This window comes from Curtobacterium sp. MCBA15_016 (genome assembly GCF_001865105.1).
Classification (GTDB): domain Bacteria; phylum Actinomycetota; class Actinomycetes; order Actinomycetales; family Microbacteriaceae; genus Curtobacterium.
Genome location: NZ_MJGR01000010.1, coordinates 130,778 through 131,145, shown reverse-complemented (window position 1 = coordinate 131,145; position 368 = coordinate 130,778). Strand labels below are relative to the sequence as shown.

1 pseudogene is annotated in these 368 nt (G+C 76.4%); it reads right to left on the bottom strand.

Features of this window, described 5'->3' with window-relative positions:
- Window positions 1-33: 33 nt before the first annotated feature.
- Window positions 34-368, bottom strand: a pseudogene (locus tag BIV03_RS04940) (transporter); the annotation flags it as partial.

Below are 368 nucleotides of genomic sequence, written 5' to 3'. Positions count from 1 at the left end.
ACGCGCACCGCGCCTCCCGAGCCGTGGTCGCGTTCAGACCGTCCGGGTCGCGCCCGTCACGGGGCCCGGCTCGGCGTCCTCGTCGTCGGCGGCCTGCAGGACCCCCTCCGCCTGGGGCAGCAGGTGCCGCACGGCCAGCGCGATCGACCGCGACCCGACGACCGCCACGAGCACCGAGAGCAGGGCGAGCACCCCCGCGGTGGGGATCCACGCCCACCGCACGTCGAGCACCCGCAACCACTCGATCGCGGCCGTCGCGACCGCCGCCGCCGGGAACACGAACGACCAGAACCCGAGCGAGAAGGGCAGCCGCACGTACCGCGGCAGCAGGGCGACCTGCACCGCGACGAGCAGCACGCCGAGCCCGG